This window comes from Lysobacter sp. CC-YZS074 (assembly GCF_056739745.1).
Map to the genome: position 1 here is coordinate 1281731 of NZ_CP200301.1, position 15227 is coordinate 1296957.

At 66.3% G+C, this 15227-nt stretch carries 12 protein-coding genes; 1 reads left to right on the forward strand and 11 read right to left on the reverse strand.

Features of this window, described 5'->3' with window-relative positions:
* Positions 1–2: 2 nt before the first annotated feature.
* The 8 genes from bamA to pyrH form a co-directional block, all read right to left on the reverse strand.
* Positions 3–2486: an outer membrane protein assembly factor BamA gene (gene bamA, locus U8331_RS05790; protein WP_481132651.1), complete on the reverse strand. Its 2484-nt coding sequence runs from the start codon at positions 2484–2486 to the stop codon at positions 3–5.
* Between the two features lie 112 nt (positions 2487–2598).
* On the reverse strand, positions 2599–3963 hold the full coding sequence (rseP, locus tag U8331_RS05795; RefSeq protein ID WP_481132652.1) for an RIP metalloprotease RseP: 1365 nt from the start codon (positions 3961–3963) through the stop codon (positions 2599–2601).
* Positions 3964–3987: 24 nt separating this feature from the next.
* Positions 3988–5163 (reverse strand): 1-deoxy-D-xylulose-5-phosphate reductoisomerase, encoded by a 1176-nt coding sequence (locus U8331_RS05800; protein WP_481132653.1) that lies wholly within the window; start codon positions 5161–5163, stop codon positions 3988–3990.
* A gap of 2 nt (positions 5164–5165) precedes the next feature.
* Positions 5166–6002 carry a phosphatidate cytidylyltransferase gene (locus tag U8331_RS05805; RefSeq protein WP_481132654.1) on the reverse strand — a complete coding sequence of 279 codons (837 nt, stop codon included), beginning with the start codon at positions 6000–6002 and terminating at the stop codon, positions 5166–5168.
* The gene (gene uppS, locus U8331_RS05810; protein ID WP_481132655.1) at positions 5999–6757 is read right to left on the reverse strand and encodes a polyprenyl diphosphate synthase; all 759 of its coding nucleotides are present in this window, start codon (positions 6755–6757) and stop codon (positions 5999–6001) included. Before uppS ends, U8331_RS05805 begins: the two co-directional genes overlap by 4 nt.
* A 26-nt stretch (positions 6758–6783) precedes the next feature.
* Positions 6784–7341, reverse strand: a complete 558-nt coding sequence (frr, locus tag U8331_RS05815; RefSeq protein WP_481132656.1) for a ribosome recycling factor — start codon at positions 7339–7341, stop codon at positions 6784–6786.
* 67 nt (positions 7342–7408) lie between these two features.
* Positions 7409–8311 carry a cation diffusion facilitator family transporter gene (locus U8331_RS05820; protein WP_481132657.1) on the reverse strand — a complete coding sequence of 301 codons (903 nt, stop codon included), beginning with the start codon at positions 8309–8311 and terminating at the stop codon, positions 7409–7411.
* 199 nt (positions 8312–8510) lie between these two features.
* Complete coding sequence (gene pyrH, locus U8331_RS05825; RefSeq protein ID WP_481132658.1) at positions 8511–9233, reverse strand: UMP kinase; 723 nt, start codon at positions 9231–9233, stop codon at positions 8511–8513.
* Positions 9234–9513: 280 nt separating this feature from the next.
* Here pyrH and U8331_RS05830 point away from each other — a divergent pair, with 280 nt between their 5' ends.
* On the forward strand, positions 9514–12555 hold the full coding sequence (locus tag U8331_RS05830; protein ID WP_481132659.1) for a TonB-dependent receptor: 3042 nt from the start codon (positions 9514–9516) through the stop codon (positions 12553–12555).
* 145 nt (positions 12556–12700) lie between these two features.
* On the opposite strand, the gene tsf is transcribed toward U8331_RS05830, so the two are convergent.
* From tsf to U8331_RS05845, 3 genes are all read right to left on the reverse strand, one after another.
* Complete coding sequence (tsf, locus tag U8331_RS05835) at positions 12701–13570, reverse strand: translation elongation factor Ts (protein ID WP_481132660.1); 870 nt, start codon at positions 13568–13570, stop codon at positions 12701–12703.
* A 151-nt stretch (positions 13571–13721) separates the two neighbouring features.
* On the reverse strand, positions 13722–14567 hold the full coding sequence (rpsB, locus tag U8331_RS05840; protein ID WP_481132661.1) for a 30S ribosomal protein S2: 846 nt from the start codon (positions 14565–14567) through the stop codon (positions 13722–13724).
* Positions 14568–14853: 286 nt separating this feature from the next.
* On the reverse strand, positions 14854–15141 hold the full coding sequence (locus tag U8331_RS05845; protein WP_481132662.1) for a hypothetical protein: 288 nt from the start codon (positions 15139–15141) through the stop codon (positions 14854–14856).
* Between the last annotated feature and the right edge of the window lie 86 nt (positions 15142–15227).

The window sequence follows — 15227 nt, forward strand, 5'->3', positions numbered from 1 at the left end:
CGTCAGAACGTGCCGCCGAAGGTGAACTGCAGGCGCTCGAGGTCGTCGCCTTCTTCCTTGCGAAAGGGATAGGCGTAGCTGATCGAGATCGGACCCATCGGCGAACGCCACATCAGCGCCAGGCCGGTGGACGCGCGCAGCTCGCCGGCGTCCCAGGTGTCGTAGTCCTTGTACACGTTGCCCACGTCCACGAACGCCGACACGCGCGCGGCGGTGCTGTCGATCAGGGTCGGGAAGAACATCTCCAGCGAACCGGTGGTCTTGAACGAACCACCGACCGGCTGCAGGTACGAACTGCCGAGGGCCGCCTCGCGCGGACCCAGCGTGTTGTCGGTAAAGCCACGCACCGAACGCACGCCACCGGCGTAGAAGTTCTCGAAGAACGGCAGCCCGTCGGCGGTGACCGTCTCGATGTAGTCCGGCGAGTCGGTCAGGCACGGCTCGGTCGGGGCCGGGCCGGGCACGAAGACCGGCGCGGTCTCCGGATCGCCGTCGGTATCGACCATGCTGCCGCCGGTGTAGCAGATGTTGCGGACGAACGCGTCGCCGTAGCTGTCGCCGTAGCCGAGGTCGGCGCGGGTGTTGAGCACCAGGTGGCGCGACAGCGGCCAGAACTTGGAGAAGCTGTAGTTGAGCTTGAAGTATTCCGCGGTGGAGCCGGGCAGGGTGGCTTCCAGCCAGATGCGCTGGTTGGTGCCGCGGGTCGGGGTCAGCGCGCTGTTGAGCGTGTTGCGGCCCCAGCCGATCTCGCCGCGCCAGGCATGGAAGGTGCGCTGGCCGACGGCGTCGATGTAGTCGACCAGCGACTCGGGCGTGCGGCCGCGGTAGGCGAAGATCTGGTTGCTGTCGATGCCCAGCAGCGCGGTGAAGCTGTCGGTCTCGGTGATCGGGATGCCCATCACCACTTGGCCGACACCGCTGGTGGACGAGTACTGCGCGGTGTTGAAGTCGGAGTTGTCGAACTCGCTCCAGCGCAGGTTGTAGCCCAGCGACACCCCATTGTCGGTGAAGTAGGGGTTCATGAACGAGAAGTCGTAGCGCTGCAGGTAGGAATTGCGCTGCGCCTGCACCGCGATGCGGTTGCCGCTGCCGAGGAAGTTGTTCTGCGACAGCTGGACCTGGGTGCTCAGGCCGGTCAGGCCCGAGTAGCCCACGCCGAACACGAAGCTGCCGGCGGCGACCTCGTTGACGGTGTAGACCACGTCGACCTGGTCGTGGGTGCCGGGTACCGGCTGGCTTTCGACCTCGACGGTGTCGAAGTAGCCCAGTCCCTGCAGGCGGATCTTGGAGCGGTCGATCGCGGCCTGCGAGTACCAGCTGCCCTCGAACTGGCGCAGCTCGCGGCGCAGCACTTCGTCGGCGGTGCGGCTGTTGCCCTTGAAGGACACGCGGCGAACGTTGACGCGCGGTCCGGGCACCACCTGCATGGTGATGCCGACGGTCTTGTCCTCGCGGTTGACGTCCGGGATCGGGTTGACCTGCGCGAAGGCGTAGCCGACGTTGCCGAGGGTCGCGGTGATGGCGTCGGAGCTGATCTCCAGCAGGCGCCGCGAGAAGATCTGGTCGGGCTTGACCAGCACCATCTTCTCGATCTCCTCCTTCGGCAGCACGGTGTCGCCGGTCACCTCGACGCTGGACACCTTGTACTGGTCACCCTCGGTCACGCCGGCGGTGATGAACATGTCCTGCTTGTCGGGGCTGATCGACACCTGGGTGGAGTCGATGCTGAAGTCGACGTAGCCGCGGTCGAGATAGAAGTTGTTGAGCTTCTCCAGGTCGCCGGAGAGTTTCTCGCGCGAGTACTGGTCATCGCGGCGGTACCAGCTCAGCCAGTTGTGCTCGCCCGATTCCCAGCTGTCGAGCAGCAGTTCTTCCTCGAACAGCTCGTTGCCGATCAGGTTGATGTGCTGGATGCGGGCGGCCTTGCCTTCCTCGATCGCGATGGTGACGTCGACGCGGTTGCGCGGCAGGGTGCTGACGGTCGGGGTAATGGCGACGTTGTACTTGCCGCGGTTGTTGTACTGGCGGGTCAGCTCCTGGGTGACCCGGTCCAGGCTGAGGCGGTCGAAGGTGTTGCCTTCGGTCAGGCCGATGTCGGCCAGGCCCTTCATCAGGTCCTCGGTCTGGATGTCCTTGTTGCCGGTCAGGGTCAACTTGTTGATCGCCGGGCGCTCGGTCACCGTCACCACCAGGATGCCGCCCTGGTGGCCGATCTCGACGTCCTCGAAGAACCCGGTCTTGTAGAGCGCGCGGATGGCGTCGCCGACGGCGGCCTGGTCGACGTTGTCGCCGCGCTCGATCGGCAGGTAGGTGAAGACGGTACCGGCGGAGATGCGCTGCAGGCCGTCGACACGGATGTCGCTGACGGTGAACGGGGCGACCGGGCCGGCCGGGATCGACTGCGCCAACGCGGGAAGCGCCGGGGCGGTGGACAGCGCCGAGGCGAGGGCGAGGGCAAGCAGGCGGCGATTGGTGGGTCGCGTCATCTTTACGTCCGGTTGGTTGTCTTGCGCCACCCGCGGCCGCGGACTCCGGTCCGGGGCAGGGGCGGGTGGGAACACGGGGGGCACGGCTGTCCGGTAGGCGGGCGCGGCGACATCAGCGCAGCAGGTTGTTGACGATGTCGTTGTAGAACGCCAGGCCCATCAGGCTGACGATCAGGGCCAGGCCGATGTACTGCCCGACCGCCATGGTCCGCTCGCTGACCGGGCTGCCCTTGACCAGCTCGATAAGGTAATACAGCAGGTGACCGCCGTCCAAGATCGGGATCGGCAGCAGGTTGAGGATGCCCAGGCTCAGCGAAAGCATCGCCAGCAGGGACAGGTACCACGCCGCGCCCTGGTCGGCGTACGCGTTCGCGGCGCGGGCGATGGTGATCGGCCCGGCGACGGTGTTCTCGACTTCGACGCGGCCGGTGAAGGCGCGGCCGATCATCGCGACCAGTTCGCCGGCCTGGTGCACGGTTTCGCGCAGGGCCGCCGGCAAGGCGGCTGCGGGGCCGTAGCGCAACTCGGCATCCATCGGCGGCAGTTCCGGCCGTGCCGAGGCGACGCCGAGCACCCAGTACGGTTCGCCGCCGCCTTCCGGGCGGATCAACGCGGGTTGGAGCTCCAGCGCGAGGCGGTCGCCGTCACGTTCGACCTCCACCATGGCCGGGCCCTCGCGCTCCCCGAGGCGCTGCACCAGCGGGCCGATGTCGCTCCAGCCGTGCACCGGGGAGCCGTCGATCGCGGTGATGCGGTCGCCCTCGGCCAGCACGCCCCACGCCGGGGTGTCCGGACTCACCCGCCCGACCACCGGGGCGACCGTGAGGTGCCGCGGAGTCAGCCCGATCGCTTCGATGGCACGGCGCTCGTCAAAGCCGGCCGGGAGCGCCGACAGGTCGAGCGTCCGGGCCGCGGCCTCGCCATCGAGCGTCCGTACCTGGAGTTCCACTTCCGAACGGTCCAGGGCGGCCGGAATCAGGGCGAGCTGGACCTCGCTCCAGGTCGGCGTGGCGCGGTCACCCACCTGCAGCACGACATCGCCGCGCTCCAGGCCGGCCTCGGCGGCGATGCCCTGGACAGGGCCGACCACGGGCGCATAGTCCGGACGGCCGATGACGAACATCGCCCAGAACAGCGCCACGCACAGCAGCAGGTTGGCGAGCGGACCGGCGGCGACGATGGCGATGCGCTTCCACACCGGCTTGCGGTTGAACGCCTGTTGCAGCTGCTCCGCGGGTACCTCGCCTTCGCGCTCGTCGAGCATCTTGACGTAGCCGCCGAGCGGGAGCGCCGCCAGCACGTATTCGGTGCCATCGCGGCCCCGCCGCGACCACAGCGGCTTGCCGAAACCGACCGAGAACCGCAGCACGCGCACGCCGCATCGGCGTGCCACCCAGTAGTGGCCGAACTCGTGGAAGGTCACCAGCACGCCAAGGCTGACGATCAGCCACCAGATCGAACCGAGGAACTCAGTCATGGCGGAACTCTGGAAAATGGACGGTCATGCCGTGGCCCGTCGGGGCACGGACTGCCCCGCCACGTGGCGCGCGCGGGCGTCGACCTCGTGCAGGGCGTCCAGTGAGACCGCGGATTCGGGTGGAAGTGCGGCGAGGGTGTCCTCGACGATCGCAGGGATCGACAGGAAACCGACCCGGCGCTGAAGAAAGGCTGAAACCGCCACCTCGTTGGCGGCGTTGAGGACCGCCGGCGCCGTGCCGCCGGCCGCCAGTGCCTGAAAGGCGAGTCGCAGGCAGGGGAACGCGTCCAGGTCCGGCGGCTCGAAGTCCAGCCGGCCGCCCTGGGCGACCAGGTCGAGGCCGGAGACCCCCGAGGCGATCCGCTCGGGCCAGCCGAACCCCACCGCGAGCGCGGTGCGCATGTCAGGCAGGCCAAGCTGGGCGAGGGTCGAGCCGTCGACGAACTCCACCAGCGAGTGGACCAGGCTCTGCGGGTGCACCAGCACCTCGATGCGCCCAGCGGGCACGCCGAACAGGTGGCGCGCCTCGATCACCTCCAGGCCCTTGTTCATCAGGGTGGCCGAATCCACCGAGATCTTCGGACCCATCGACCACTTGGGATGGGCGATGGCCTGTTCGACGGTGACGGCCTCGAGCGAAGCGCGGCGGCGGCCACGGAACGGGCCGCCCGAGGCGGTGAGGATGATCCGCGCCAGGCCGCGGTGGGCAGCCGCGTCGGGCAGGCACTGGAAGATCGCGTTGTGCTCGCTGTCGATCGGCACGATGGTGGCACCGCCATCGCGAGCGGCGGTCATCAGCAACTCGCCGGCGAGCACCAGCGATTCTTTGTTGGCCAACAGCAGGCGCTTGCCGGCGCGCGCGGCGGCCAGGGTCGAAGGCAGGCCCGCGGCACCCACGATCGCGGCGACGACCGTGTCGCACGCGTCGCCGCCGACCAGCGCCACCAGCGCGGCGTCGCCGGCGTGTGCGCGGGTGTCGAGTCCCGCCTCGCGCAGGCCGTCGCGCAACCGGCCGAACAGCGACTCGTCCGCGATGACCGCGTGGTCCGGCCGATGGCGGCGGCACAGCTCGAGCAATGCGTCCACCTGGCGTCCGGCGGCCAATATGGCCGGCCGCAGCCGATCCGGGTGGCGGGCGATCACGTCCAGTGCCGAGGCGCCGATCGATCCGGTGGCGCCGAGAACCGCGACCTGCTTCATCTTCAGAAGCCCAGCAACGCCTTGCCGAGCGCGAAGGCGGGCAGCGCCGCAAGGACGCCGTCTAGCCGGTCCAGGATGCCGCCGTGCCCCGGGATCAGGTGGCCGGAGTCCTTCACTCCCACATGGCGCTTGAGCAGACTCTCGAAGAGGTCGCCGACCACCGAGAACAATCCCGCGGCGAGTGCGACCAGTGCGACCGCCGGCAGTTGTTCTGGCGCGGCGCCGGCGATCAGGCTGAATCCGATACCGGCCAGCACCGCCGCGAGCATGCCGCCGGCCAGGCCTTCCACGGTCTTGTTTGGGCTGATCCGCGGGGCGAGTTTGTGCTTGCCGAAACGCCGGCCGGCGAAGTAGGCGCCCGTATCGGCGGCCCAGACCACGGCCAACGCCGTCAGCAACCAGCGGTGGCCGTTGGGTTCGCTGGCGTGGATCCATGCCAGCGCGCACCAGGCCGGGATCATGCTCAGCGCCGCGGCGCCAAGCTTGAAGATGCGTGCGTGGGTGTCGTGGTCGCTGGCGAACCGGTATCGACCGAGCCACGCCACCGCCAGCAACCACCAGACCACGCCCACCACGGTCATCAACTGGAACAGCACGAAGCTGTAGCCACTGCTGGAGCGCGAGGCCCAGACCAGCGCCACCATCAACGCGAGGTGCGCGAGCAGCAGGACGGTGCGGGAAAGCGGATCGTCGATTTCGGCCAGGCCGAACCATTCCCACAGCCCGAGCAGGAACACCACCGCGGCGAGCATCATCATCCAGTCGGTCGGCAGCAGCAGGATCGCGACGATCGCGACCGGGGCCATCACCAGCGCGGCGAGGAATCGGGTTCGGGTCATTCGGGGGTCTCGTCGGGGGCGGCCAGCTGCGCGCCGGTCAGGCCGAAGCGGCGTTCGCGGCCGGCGTAATCGTCGAGCGCGCTCTGCAGTGTCGCCGCATCCAGCTCGGGCCACAACAGATCGGTGAACCACAGTTCGGTATAGGCCATCTGCCACAGCAGGAAGTTGCTGATGCGCATCTCCCCGCCGGTACGGATGAACAGGTCGGGCGACGGCAGGTCGGCCAGTGCCATGCGGGTGCCCAGGGTCGCCTCGTCGATGGCATCGGGAGCGAGTTTGCCCGCGGCGACATCGGCGGCGAGCGAACGCGCCGCACGGGCGATGTCCCAGCGGCCGCCGTAGCTGGCGGCGATGGTCAGGTGCAGGCGGTCGTTACCGGCCGTCTGCGCCTCGGCGGCGTCCATGCGACGGACGATGGCCGGGGTGAAACGCTCGCGCTCGCCGATGAAGCGCACCCGCACATGGCGGCGGTCGAGTTCGTCGACCTCCCGCTCCAGCGCGTTCATGAACAGCTTCATGAGCGCCCCGACCTCGTCCTCCGGCCGGCCCCAGTTCTCGCTGGAGAACGCGAACAGGGTGAGCGCACCGATGCCCTTGTCGAGGCAGAAGTCGATGCACACGTTGACCGCCCTTGCCCCGGCGCGGTGGCCGATCATGCGGGGGCGGCGCCGACGCTCGGCCCAGCGGCCGTTGCCGTCCATGATGACGGCGAGGTGGCGGGGAACTCGGGCGGGCAGGGAAGCGGGGGCTGGCATGGCCTTGTAGGGGCGCGTCGCCACCGTCAAACGGCCATCAGCTCCTGTTCCTTGGCTTTGACCACCTCGTCGACGTGTTTGATCGCTTCGTCGGTGATCTTCTGGATGTCCGCCTCGCTGCGGCTGGCGTCGTCTTCCGACACCGCCTTTTCCTTCAGCAGTTCCTTGACCTGGTGATTGGCGTCGCGGCGGATGTTGCGGATCGCCACCTTGGCGTTCTCGCCCTCGCCGTGCACGTGCTTGGACAGCTCCTTGCGGCGCTCCTCGGTCAGTGCCGGCAGGTTGATCCGGATCACGGTGCCGGCGGTGTTCGGGGTCAGGCCGAGGTCGGAGTTGATGATCGCCTTCTCCACCGCGGACACCATCTGCTTCTCCCACGGGGTGATCGTGAGCGAGCGCGCGTCGGTGACGGAAACGCTGGCGACCTGCGTCAGCGGCATGTCCGAGCCGTAGTAGTTCACCTTCAGGTGGTCGACCAGTGCGGTCGAGGCGCGGCCGGTGCGGACCTTGGTCAGGTCGTGGCGCAGCGACTCGACGCTCTTGTTCATGCGGGTCTGGGCGTCTTTCTTGATCTCGTTGAGCATCGCCGGCTCCGGTCTCGTACGGTAATCGCGGGAGTATAGCGGAGCGCCCGGTGTCGCCGGCGGGCGGTCAGTGGCCGTGCGGAGCGAGGTCGTGGCGATCGTGCTCGCAGGCGTGGCCGTGCTCGATCTGCAGCGTGGGATGGTTGATTCCGAACTGCCGGTCGAGGGCGTGGTTGACCCGGTCGATGAATGCGTCGTGGTCGTGGTCGTCGGGCCGGACCAGGTGCGCGGTCATGGCGATCTCGCCGGCGCCCAGCGACCAGATGTGCAGGTGGTGCACGGTCGCCACGCCGGGCTGCGCGCACAGGAACAGCCGCACCGCCTCGCGGTCGATGGTACGCGGCACGGCGTCCATGGCGGCATTGAAGCTCTCGCGCAGCAGCCCGAACGCGCTGACCGCGACCACCACGCCGATCAGCAGCGCGGTCATGGGGTCCAGCCAGCTCCAGCCCAGCCACCACATGCCGGCGCCGGCCAGGACGGCGGCCAGCGACACCGCCGCGTCCGCGATCAGGTGCAGGAACGCGCCACGCCGGTTGAGGTCGTGGTCGTGGCCGTCGCGCACGAACCAGGCCGCACCGAGATTGACGGCGATGCCCAGCGCGGCGACCAGCATCACCGGAAGCGCCGGAATCTCCGGCGGGGCGTTGAAGCGGCGTATCGCCTCCCACGCCAGGGCCCCGGAAAACGCCACCAGCAGCAACGCGTTGGCCAGCGGCGAGAGCAGGGTGGCGCGACGCCACCCGTAGGTATGGCGGTCGGTCGGCGCGCGGCGGGCGATCACCGCCGCGCCCCAGGCCAGCGCCAGGCCGAGCACGTCACCGAGGTTGTGCAGCGCGTCCGACAGCAGCGCCAGCGAATTGGTGGCGAAGCCGTAGCCGGCTTCCAGCGCGGTGTAGGCCAGGTTGATCAGGGTCACCGCGGCAAACGCGCGGGTCCCGTGGCTGTGCGAGTGGTCGTGGGAATGCATGGCGCGATCGTGTCACGGGGCATTCGCCGGACACTATTTCAGCCGCAGACCGGGGCAGGGGATCGGGGCAGGGGATCGGGTCAGCGCGCCGAGAGGGCGGTGCACTTGTAGAAGCGGCTTCAGCCGCGATCGAGTGACTGGCGTGGGCGCCCATCATCCGATCGCGGCTGAAGCCGCTCCTACAAAAATCCGGCTATCGTCAGCCGCGCCCCTGCACCAGCGTGCCGATCTCCTCGCCGCGCAGGATCCGCAACAGCTCGCCCGGCTGGCTCATGTCGAAGATGCGCAATGGCAGGTCGCTGTCACGCGCCAACGCGAACGCGGCGGTGTCCATCACCTGCAGGTCGCGGGCGATGACTTCGTCGTAGCTCAGCTTGTCGAACCGCACCGCGTCGGCGTGCTTGTTCGGGTCCTTGTCGTAGACGCCGTCGACCTTGGTCGCCTTCAACAGCAGGTCCGCGCCGATCTCGATCGCCCGCAGCGCCGCGCCCGAATCGGTGGTGAAGAACGGGTTGCCGGTACCGGCGGCGAAAATCACCAGCCGTCCCTTCTCGAGGTGGCGGATGGCGCGACGGCGGATGTAGTCCTCGCACACGTCGTTGATCTTGATCGCGCTCATGACCCGCGCCTTGCCGCCGAGCTTTTCCAGCGCGTCCTGCATCGCCAGCGCGTTGATCACCGTCGCGAGCATGCCCATGTGGTCGCCGGTGACCCGGTCCATGCCGCCGGCCGCCAGCCCGGCGCCGCGGAAGATGTTCCCGCCGCCGACCACCAGCGCGATCTCCGCCCCCGCCGCCTGGGCCTCGATGACCTCACGCGCAAGGCGGTTGATCACCAGTGGATCGATTCCGTAGTCCTCGGCCCCCATCAGCGCCTCACCGGACAGTTTGAGGAGGACGCGGCGGTAGGGGAGTTGGGACATGGGGTGGCTCGATCAGATGGGCAGACCAGTGTACTTGAGCCCTCCCGCTCCTGATGGGAGTGGAGAAATCGTCGTGGTTTCACAAGTGCCCGACATTGCTGAACCCGCCAAATTCACATCGTTGTGCATCGCACAAGTACCCAATCCCCTATAAAAATGTGACGTAGTTCACAAAATTGTATAAACATTTCCTTACTGGCTTGTTAACCAGGCGTGACCAAAGACATAGTCGAGAAGCCCGATACGGGTTTCCGTCCTTCTGCACCTAGGGGAGTCATCAGTGTCAAAACCCACGATCAATCGCGCGCTACGTCGCAGTGCGCTGACAGTCGCACTTGGTATTTGCTTTGCTTCAGGTGTTGCTAACGCGCAGTCCAACGCTGCTGGCTCCATCTTCGGTTCCACGGGAGAGCCTGGAACCACTATCGTCATTCAGAACGTTGACACTGGCCTGACCCGTCAGATCACCAGTGATGCGAGCGGCCGCTACACCGCCACCGCGCTGCCTACCGGCGAGTACACAGTGACTCTCCAGCGCGACGGTCAAGTGCTGGCCACGAAAGAAGATGTTCAGGTCACCTTGGGCGGTGGCCGTGAAGTGTCCTTCGCCGCCGCAGGCGGCGCGGATGGCGCGGCGGCTACCGACCTCGACCGGGTGGTCGTGACCGGGTCGGCGGCTTCGTTCATCGACGTTTCCTCCACCGACACCCGTACGACGTTTACCGCCCAACAATTGGAAAAGCTGCCCGTCGGGCGGAGCATCGAGGCGGTGGCTCTGCTTGCCCCCGGTGTGGTCCAGGCAGACTCCCGTTATCCGGGAACAGCATCGTTCGGTGGCTCGGCCGCTTCTGAAAATGCCTTCTACATCAATGGTTATGCGGTAACCAATCCGCTCACCAACCTGGGTTCTACGAGTCTTCCGTTCGATGGCATCAGCCAGATGCAGGTCATCACCGGCGGCTATGGTGCGGAGTTCGGTCGCGCCACCGGTGGTGTGGTGAACATTGTCACGAAGCGCGGCAGCAACGAGTGGGAGTTCGGTGGTCTGATGACCTACCGCCCGGCCAGCCTTCGTGCAGAGTACGAGAACATCATCTACCCCGATAACGGGACCGCCAACGACGGGCTGATCTATCAGAAGCGCGAGGAGATCGAAGTCAACTCCTGGACGTACGGCCTGTACGCCGGTGGGCCGCTAGTCAAAGACCGCCTGTTCATGTACGTGTCGGGTGAGGTTGAAGAGCAGGACCAGAAAAATGTCCTGGCACGTCCGGGTGGCGAGACCAACGGCTACCGCGAGTCGCACTTCGAAATTCCGCGTTGGATGGCGAAGTTCGACTGGAACATCACCGACAACCACATCGTCGAATTCACCGCAGTTTCAGACCTGGAGAAGGAGACGGTCGACTACTTCCCGTACGTCTACACTCCAGGTACCAATGAGACCATCCGGGGCGACGAAAAGCTCGGTGGGTACTACTACGAAGATGGCGGCGAGCTCTACATCGGGCGCTACACGGGCTATCTGTCCGATTCGCTTACGCTCACCGCGATGTACGGCCAGCAGAAGTCGGATCACATAGCTGTGCCGTTCGGTTATGACCCGAGCGTTGTTTACGTGAGTGACGATCGCTCGATTGCAAATCCAGTGCAGAGCGGTACCTATGCGCAGCTTGCCTTCCCCGACGCATTTGACGAGACGGAGGGTTTCCGAGTCGATCTCGAGTGGCTGGTGGGTGACCATACCGTCAGGGTCGGCTACGACCGGCAGGATTCGACTTCTCGCGCAGGCGAAGTCACTTCGGGTCCAGGGTATCGGTGGATCTATGACACCTGCGGCACCGGTAACGGCGGCGAACCAATCCAGGGTGGCGGCGGTGCCGCATGCCCGGGCGGCAACGGCGACTACGTGTCCCGGTATGTGTATGCCAATGGCGGTACGTTCTCGGTGGACCAGGCCGCCTACTATCTTGAGGACCGCTGGCAGGTCACTGAAGACGTATTGCTAACGCTGGGTATTCGCAACGAATCCTTCCAGAATTTCAACGCTGACGGTGTGATCTACGCCGAGCAGAAGGACCAGTGGGCCCCGCGTCTGGGTGCCAGCTGGGACGTCTTCGGTGATGCGTCCCTGAAGGTGTTCGCCAATGCCGGCCGCTATCATCTGGCGATGCCTAACAACGTCGCGCTGCGCGGCGCAGCGGGCTCGCTGTACACGAATGAGTACTTCGCGTTTACCGGCATCGACCCTGAAACCGGTGAGCCGCTGGGGCTTACTCCGCTGGGTGATGGTCCTTATTCGTCCAACCGCGAATATGGCCAGGCACCTCACCCCGACTCGGTTACGGCGAGCGATCTCGATCCCCACTACCAGGACGAGTTCGTGCTCGGGTTTGAAAAGCGCCTCACCGATTCGATGAATGTCGGTGCACGTTATGTCCATCGCGATCTGAAGGCCGCGATCGATGACATGTGTGACTACCGCCCTGCGTACAACTGGGCGATCGACCAGGGCATGTCCGAGGAAATGGCCGACCAGCTCGGTAACGAGCTCGCATCGTGCCGCCTGTTCAATCCGGGTGAGGACAATACCTTCATGCTCGACGATGGGTCGGGCAATCTGGTCGAGGTGGCTCTCACGGCCGACGAGTTGGGCTTCCCCCAGCTCAAGCGCATGTACCAAGGCATCGACTTCTTCGTGGAGCGTCCATTCGACGGAACCTGGTACGGCCGTGTCGACTACACGCTGTCGCGCAACTACGGTAATGCCGAAGGCCAGCTCAAGTCCGACGTGGGCCAAGGTGACGTATCGCAGACCATGGATTGGGACCATCCGGAGCTGATGGAATATGCCAATGGCTATCTGCCCAATGACCGCCGTCATTACATCAAGGCCTATGGCTTCTATCAGTTGACGCCGGAGTGGCGCTTCTCGGCAACCGCGACCTTCCAGTCGGGCCGTCCGAAGAATTGCACGGGCTATTATCCCGATACGCCTGAAACCGAAGACTTTGTTGCCAATTACGCTTACGGCGGCCCGTACTATCATTTCTGTAATGGCGAGCCGGTGCCGCGTGGCACCAGTGGTCGCCTGCCGTGGACCAACAAGCTGGACCTGGGTGTCGCCTACGCTCCGAACTGGGCGAATAACGCGCTGGAATTCTCGCTTGACGTGTTCAACGTGTTCGACGAGCAGGAAGCCCAAAGCATTGTCGAGTACGGTGAAAATGGCGGTCCGGGTGTGCCTTACTCGAGCACCAACCGGGTTCTCAGCTACTCGACCCCGCGAAGTGTGCGTTTCGCAGTGCGTTACGACTTCTGATCGCTGCAAGACCCTTCGGCGCCGTAAGGCGCCGAAGGTGCATCTCTCTTCATTGGGGCCGCCGTAAGGCGGCCCAGTTTTATTGGCAGACAGCAAAAAAGCCGCGAACTAGTCGCGGCTTTTTTGCTGGAGCAGTGAGTACCGTTTACGCCAAACCGGCCTGCTTCATCACTTCCGAAGCAAAGTCATCTGCCTGCTTCTCGATGCCTTCGCCGACGGCGAGACGCACGAAGCTGACCACTTCGGCGCCGGCGGCCTTGAGGGCCTGCTCGACGGTCTGGTTGGTGTCCAGCACGTATGGCTGGCCGGTCAGGCACAGCTCGTTGACGGTCTTGGCGACCTTGCCGGAGATCATCTTCTCGAGGATCTCGGCCGGCTTGCCGGTGTCCTTGACCTGGGCGAGGGCGATTTCCTTTTCCTTCGCCACGAAATCCGCCGGGACGTGCGCCGGGGAGATGTAGGGCGGGTTCATGGCCGCGACATGCATTGCCAGGCCGCGGGCCAGTTCGTCACTGCCGCCCTTGAGTTCGACCAGCACGCCGATGCGGCCGCCGTGGACGTAGGCGGCGACGGTGTTGCCGCTGTCGATGCGCGCCATGCGGCGGACCTGCACGTTCTCGCCGACCTTGGCGATCAGGGCCGAGCGGGCCTCCTCGACGGTCTCCCCGGAAGCCAGCTTGGTGGCCTTCAACGCGTCGACGTCGGCGGCGCCGAGTGCGGCGTCGGCCGTGGCCTCGGTGAAGGCCAGGAAGTTGGTGTCCTTGGCGACGAAGTCGGTTTCGGAGTTGATCTCGACCAGCACGGCCTTGCCCTCGGCCTGGGCGGCGGAGATGCGGCCTTCGGCGGCGACGCGGCTGGCCTTCTTGTCAGCCTTGGCGAGGCCCTGCTTGCGCAGCCATTCGGCCGACGCTTCGACGTCGCCATTGTTCTCGGTGAGCGCCTTCTTGCACTCCATCATGCCGGCGCCGGTGCGCTCGCGCAGTTCCTTGACCAGGGAAGCGGTGATCTCTGCCATGGGGTTACCTCTGAATTCGGATGTGTGTAGGAGCGGCTTCAGCCGCGACCTGCCGATCGTTCGCCGCGCCGGTGGCGCGATCGCGGCTCAAGCCGCTCCTACAAAAGGAAAGTGCGACCGCGCAATGTCGCGCGGCCGCATGACACCGTTCTTACTCGGCTGCCGGCGCTTCGGCGGCCTCGCCCTCGGCCGTCTTGTCCTCGGCCTTGGCATCCTTCTTCGCGGCGGCCTTCTTGGCCGGGGCGCGACGCGGCTTCTCACCGGCTTCGCCGTCGGCGTTGAAGTCTTCCTCGCGGACGCTGGCAGCCTGCGGCGCGGCAGCCTTGCCTTCCAGCACGGCGTCGGCGGCGGCGCGGGCGTACAGCTGGACGGCGCGGATGGCGTCGTCGTTGCCCGGGATCGCGTAGTCGACCAGCGCCGGATCGTAGTTGGTGTCGACCACCGCCACGACCGGGATGCCCAGCTTGCGGGCTTCCTTGATGGCGATGTCTTCGTGGCCGATATCGATCACGAACAGGGCGTCGGGCAGGCGGTTCATCTCCTTGATGCCGCCCAGCGAGGCCTCGAGCTTGTCACGCTCGCGGCGCAGGGTGAGCACCTCGTGCTTGACCAGCTTGTCGAAGGTGCCGTCGGTCTCGGCCGCTTCCAGCTCCTTCAGGCGCGCGACCGACTTCTTCACGGTGGCGAAGTTGGTCAGGGTGCCGCCGAGCCAGCGCTGGGTCATGTAAGGCATGCCGCAGCGCTCGGCTTCTTCCTTGATCGACTCGCGCGCGCTGCGCTTGGTGCCGAGGAACAGGATCATGCCGCGCTTCTGGGCGACGCCCGAGATGAAGTTCATCGCGTCGTTGAACAGCGGAACGGTCTTCTCGAGGTTGATGATGTGGATCTTGCCGCGGGCGCCGAAGATGTACGGGCCCATCTTCGGGTTCCAGTAACGGGTCTGGTGGCCGAAGTGGACGCCGGCTTCCAGCATCTGGCGCATGGTGATCTGGGGCATTGCTTGTAACTCCAGGCAGTGGAACCCTGGCCGCCGGATAGGGTGGGGCGGCTGCCTCGGCAGGACCGAAGCGTGGATTCCGGGGTTGGGCCTCCCTGCGGCTTCCGTGGCCGAACCTCTTGATCCCAAAGGATGTTCGAGGCACCCCGGCACGGGTGTTGGCAGCAGGTGTGTATTCGTCGGTGACGCCCGACGTTGGCGGTGCGCGGACGCGGTCCGGGCATCCGGCGGATTGTACCCGCCGGGGCGCGGTGGAGCAATCGGGCAGCCGCCGGCGTGCGGGCGCCTAGAACGTCAGCGTGGCGATCCGGGTGCCGGTGCGCTCGTCGGGGACGGTGGCCGAGCGGTATGCGGCGTCAACGGGGCGATCGGTGGTGGTCACCTGGTAGGGCACCCGGCCGGAGCAGTCCACCTGCAACGGGGCGGGTCGCGCCCGGACCGGCGTGGTGTCGGCGGTGCAACCGTGGACGATGGTGATGCCGACCCGGATGACCCCCTTCGAATCCGCCCACGCGGGTCCGCATGCCAGGCAGGCGGCCACGGTGAGCGCGGCGATGGGCTTCCAGACGTGCATTGACTGCTCCTGGCGCTCGTCCACGTGGGACGAGACGGGTCAGACAATGTGTCGGCCGGCTCCTGCAAAAGTTGAGCCGGTTTCGG

Bases quoted from the DNA above. Each gene is read 5' to 3' on its own strand.
- U8331_RS05805 (WP_481132654.1), bottom strand. From the start codon at position 6,002: ATGACCCGAACCCGATTCCTCGCCGCGCTGGTGATGGCCCCGGTCGCG.
- pyrH (WP_481132658.1), bottom strand. From the start codon at position 9,233: ATGTCCCAACTCCCCTACCGCCGCGTCCTCCTCAAACTGTCCGGTGAG.
- U8331_RS05820 (WP_481132657.1), bottom strand. From the start codon at position 8,311: ATGCATTCCCACGACCACTCGCACAGCCACGGGACCCGCGCGTTTGCC.
- U8331_RS05845 (WP_481132662.1), bottom strand. From the start codon at position 15,141: ATGCACGTCTGGAAGCCCATCGCCGCGCTCACCGTGGCCGCCTGCCTG.
- rseP (WP_481132652.1), bottom strand. From the start codon at position 3,963: ATGACTGAGTTCCTCGGTTCGATCTGGTGGCTGATCGTCAGCCTTGGC.
- uppS (WP_481132655.1), bottom strand. From the start codon at position 6,757: ATGCCAGCCCCCGCTTCCCTGCCCGCCCGAGTTCCCCGCCACCTCGCC.
- frr (WP_481132656.1), bottom strand. From the start codon at position 7,341: ATGCTCAACGAGATCAAGAAAGACGCCCAGACCCGCATGAACAAGAGC.
- U8331_RS05800 (WP_481132653.1), bottom strand. From the start codon at position 5,163: ATGAAGCAGGTCGCGGTTCTCGGCGCCACCGGATCGATCGGCGCCTCG.
- tsf (WP_481132660.1), bottom strand. From the start codon at position 13,570: ATGGCAGAGATCACCGCTTCCCTGGTCAAGGAACTGCGCGAGCGCACC.
- rpsB (WP_481132661.1), bottom strand. From the start codon at position 14,567: ATGCCCCAGATCACCATGCGCCAGATGCTGGAAGCCGGCGTCCACTTC.
- bamA (WP_481132651.1), bottom strand. From the start codon at position 2,486: ATGACGCGACCCACCAATCGCCGCCTGCTTGCCCTCGCCCTCGCCTCG.